Genomic DNA, 599 nt, shown 5'->3' with positions numbered 1-599 from the left:
ATCCTGGTCAACGCCTTTGCAGCGGGCCTTGCCAAGACCGATGCGATCTTCCTGTCCGAAGCCAAGGGAGTCGGCCTGCCGGTCGTCTATCTCGGCGCCAAGACCGGCCGCGACGGCGTCGGCGGCGCCACCATGGCTTCGGCCGAATTCGACGACAAGATCGATGAGAAGCGTCCGACAGTGCAGGTCGGCGATCCCTTCACCGAAAAGTGCCTGCTGGAAGCCAGCCTCGAACTGATGGCCTCGGGCGCCGTCATCGCCATCCAGGACATGGGTGCGGCCGGCCTCACCTGCTCGGCGGTCGAAATGGGCGCCAAGGGCGACCTCGGCATCGAGCTCGATCTCGACAAGGTGCCGGTGCGCGAAGAGCGCATGAGCGCCTACGAAATGATGCTTTCGGAAAGCCAGGAGCGCATGCTGATGGTGCTGCGTCCGGAAAAGGAAAAGGAAGCCGAGGCGATCTTCCACAAATGGGGGCTCGACTTCGCCATCGTCGGCAAGACCACCGACGATCTGCGCTTCCGCGTGCTGCACCAGGGCGACGAGGTTGCCAACCTGCCGATCAAGGATCTTGGCGACAAGGCTCCGGAATATGACCG

At 63.3% G+C, this 599-nt stretch carries 1 protein-coding gene; it reads left to right on the top strand.

Going from position 1 to position 599, the window contains the following annotated elements; all coding sequences use genetic code 11:
• Window positions 1-599: AIR synthase-related protein (locus EN994_RS34350; protein ID WP_245466183.1), on the top strand; the 599-nt coding region annotated here is incomplete at both ends.

The organism is Mesorhizobium sp. M7A.F.Ca.CA.002.09.1.1 (genome assembly GCF_003998555.1).
In the GTDB taxonomy this organism is placed as follows: domain Bacteria; phylum Pseudomonadota; class Alphaproteobacteria; order Rhizobiales; family Rhizobiaceae; genus Mesorhizobium; species Mesorhizobium ciceri.
This window is presented reverse-complemented; position numbering and strand designations above follow the sequence as displayed.